Origin of the sequence: Lutispora sp., assembly GCF_041687175.1 — a bacterium.
Classification (GTDB): Bacteria; Bacillota; Clostridia; order Lutisporales; family Lutisporaceae; genus Lutispora.
In genome coordinates this window covers 1-2,931 of record NZ_JAWLCK010000211.1, presented here as the reverse complement: position 1 = coordinate 2,931, position 2,931 = coordinate 1, and the positions used below count along the sequence as shown (strand labels likewise).

4 protein-coding genes are annotated in these 2,931 nt (G+C 35.7%); all 4 read left to right on the top strand.

The window, feature by feature from the left end; all coding sequences use genetic code 11:
* A partial coding sequence (locus tag ACESM9_RS15400; protein WP_373000753.1) for a sterol carrier protein domain-containing protein occupies window positions 1-504 on the top strand: 504 nt, incomplete at its 5' end.
* 140 nt (window positions 505-644) lie between these two features.
* Window positions 645-977, top strand: coding sequence for a PadR family transcriptional regulator (locus ACESM9_RS15395; RefSeq protein WP_373000751.1), 333 nt, complete (start codon window positions 645-647; stop codon window positions 975-977).
* Window positions 970-1,491 carry a DUF2812 domain-containing protein gene (locus ACESM9_RS15390; RefSeq protein WP_373000748.1) on the top strand — a complete coding sequence of 174 codons (522 nt, stop codon included), beginning with the start codon at window positions 970-972 and terminating at the stop codon, window positions 1,489-1,491. The genes ACESM9_RS15395 and ACESM9_RS15390 overlap by 8 nt, the downstream gene beginning before the upstream one ends.
* 127 nt (window positions 1,492-1,618) lie before the next feature.
* Window positions 1,619-2,931: 23S rRNA (uracil(1939)-C(5))-methyltransferase RlmD (gene rlmD, locus ACESM9_RS15385; RefSeq protein WP_373000745.1), on the top strand; the 1,313-nt coding region annotated here is incomplete at its 3' end.

Genomic DNA, 2,931 nt, shown 5'->3' with positions numbered 1-2,931 from the left:
TCAGATCTTGCCCAAAACATTGTAATCAGAACCGGTGAAGCAGATTTTTATCATCTGCTGGACAGTCCTCAAGATGTTTCAGGCAACTACATAAACTACGGGTTTCTTCAGACCAATGTTTCTGCTATGGGAACTATGTATAAAATACCAAATGTAAAGTCATTCATCGAGAAGACTGAACATAGAAAGTTTCCAATTGATAATATAAAGATTTCATTCAGGGTTAATAATGAATTTGAAGCAATGGAAGAAAGATTCAGCATAAACTTCAAAACCGATGACAATAAAAAGCACAGCAACTGGTCTTATACAGAAGATATTAACGATGCAGATGTGGAAATTAAATGTAATCTGTCGGATTTATCTTCACTTCTTATGGGAAGTGCTGATTTGGCCCCATTAGTGAGACTGGGGATTGTAAGCATAAGCAATGAATCTGAAACAGACAGATTGGACAGACTATTCCATTACAATCAAAGACCCTTTACCAATACCGACTATTAAATAATTATACATAATTTGCACTATAAAGGATGTATTATACTATATCCATTTTAGTGCATTAATTTTTTGTTTTGTTATTGACTCATATATCCATGATTGATATAATAGGTATATCAATGATGGATATATGGAGGCGGATTATGGCGAAAACAAGTCCTTATGAATCTGGAGAACTGACTGATAGTATTTTTCTAATACTTTTAGCAACCCTGAAACCAATACATGGTTATAGGATAATGCAGGAAATTGTGAACATGACAGATGGAACTGTAGAGATCGGTCCTGCAACCATGTATACCACACTTAAGAAACTAAAGGACGCTGGATGGATTTTGGATATTGGTGAAGAGGATGGAAAGATACTCTATGAGATAACCGAGGAAGGAAGAAAGATTTTAAAAATGAACTTTGATTATCGTAAAAATATCATATCTGTTGCAGAAAAGTGGCTTGGAGGTAAGAATAATGGTTAAGTATAAATATAAAATGTGCAGTGGTTTAGCAATAATGCCTGAGCACGACATGAAGCTTTTGAAAGACATGAGTAAAAAAGGATGGCATTTAGTTGGAATGAAAGGTTTACTCTACCGTTTTGAAAAAGGTGAAGCTTGTGATTATGACTATGCTTTAAACACTGAGATGGTAATCGAAAAAGATATGCTTTCCTATTATGAAGCAAGCGGTTGGTATCCAGTAGTTATAGAACCTGGCTACCAAATCTTCAGAGCTAAGGAAGGTACTGTTCCAATTTTTAGTGATAAAGCTTCAGAAGAGGAAGTACTTGAAAAAAACCAGAAGCATACCGGTAAGTGGGCTAGTGTTTTTGGAATACTGCTAGCTGCATGGCTTATTATTATGAACATAATTAATTTAGGATTTATTAAGGTAGTAGTATTGATAGCCCTTAATACTTGTTTTGTTTTTACATTTTTACCGTTCCTAGGCTTTAGCAGATCCTTAAGGAAGTTACGCAAAAACAACTGGTAATAGCTGAAAACGCTTTTAAAATCTTAATAGGAAGTGTTTTTGTTAATTGGTAATAATGTAATTATATAAGACTGTACATTTAAGGCTTGGACAAAAAAACAAGCATATCAGAAAGGAAGATAAATACATGAAAAGAGGCCAAATACTAGAGGTACTAATTGAAGATACAAAGTACCCTTCAATAGGTATCGTCAAGGTAGAAGATAAAATAGTTGAAATTAAGAATGCCATGCTGGGAGAAAAGGTGCTGGTGAGAATTACAAAAAACAGGAAGGATAAAGCAGAGGGAAAAATCCTTGAAATACTTCAATACCCAGAGGGATCTATAGAACCATCATGCCCTCATTTTAAAGAGTGTGGAGGATGTAGTCATCAGCACATACCCTACGAGATACAGCTTCGCCAGAAGGAACGGGAAGTGCTTAAGCTTTTTGAAAATGCAGATATAAAAGGCTACAAATATGAGGGTATCGAAAAAAGCCCTCTGGAATTTGAATATAGAAACAAAATGGAATTCACCTTTGGAAATCTTACCAAGGATGGAGAGATGACCCTTGGCATGCATCAATCCGGCAAATTCTATAATATAATTCCCATTGAACAATGTAAGATAGCAGATAATGACTACAATATACTAGTAAAGACTATATCAGATTATTGCAGAAGAAAAGAACTGCCTTTTTACAACAAGATGAGCCATGAAGGATATCTAAGATACCTGGTAATAAGAAAATCCTTCAGGAGAGAAGAACTTCTAGTTAATATAATAACCACGACCCAACTGGAACACGACTTTACAGAATTAGTAGACGAACTTCTAAAGCTCGATTTAAATAATACATTGGTAGGTTTTCTCCATACAAAAAATGATTCCCTTTCTGATGCGGTAATCAATGAAGGCTATGATGTATTATACGGTAGAGATTATATAGTCGAAGAGATTTTAGGATTGAAATTTAAAATATCTGCCTTTTCATTTTTCCAGACTAATTCATTAGGCGCTGAGAAACTCTATAGTGTTGTACAGGACTACCTGGGAGATGCCAAGGGAAAAGTGGTCTATGACCTATACTGCGGTACAGGCACAATAACCCAGATTGTATCCCAGAAAGCAGATAAGGTCTATGGAATCGAATTGATAGAGGAAGCAATAGAAGCAGCCAAAGAAAATGTAAAGCTTAATAATATAGATAATATAGAATTCATAGTTGGTGATGTGGGAGAAAAGCTGAAGGAGATTGACGAAAAGCCTGATCTAATCATTATAGACCCGCCACGCCCAGGAGTTGGACCAAAAGCCCTGCAGCAGATTATTGATTATGGTGTACCACAAATGGTCTATGTATCCTGCAACCCAAAAACCTTGGTTGAGAACCTGAAGGATATGATAGAGGCAGGATATAAAGTGGAGAGGATGAAACTTGTGGATATGTTTCCCCA

What these genes read in the sequence shown, in the direction of transcription:
- ACESM9_RS15395 (WP_373000751.1), top strand. Translation starts at nt 645, where the DNA reads ATGGCGAAAACAAGTCCTTATGAATCTGGAGAACTGACTGATAGTATT.
- ACESM9_RS15390 (WP_373000748.1), top strand. Translation starts at nt 970, where the DNA reads ATGGTTAAGTATAAATATAAAATGTGCAGTGGTTTAGCAATAATGCCT.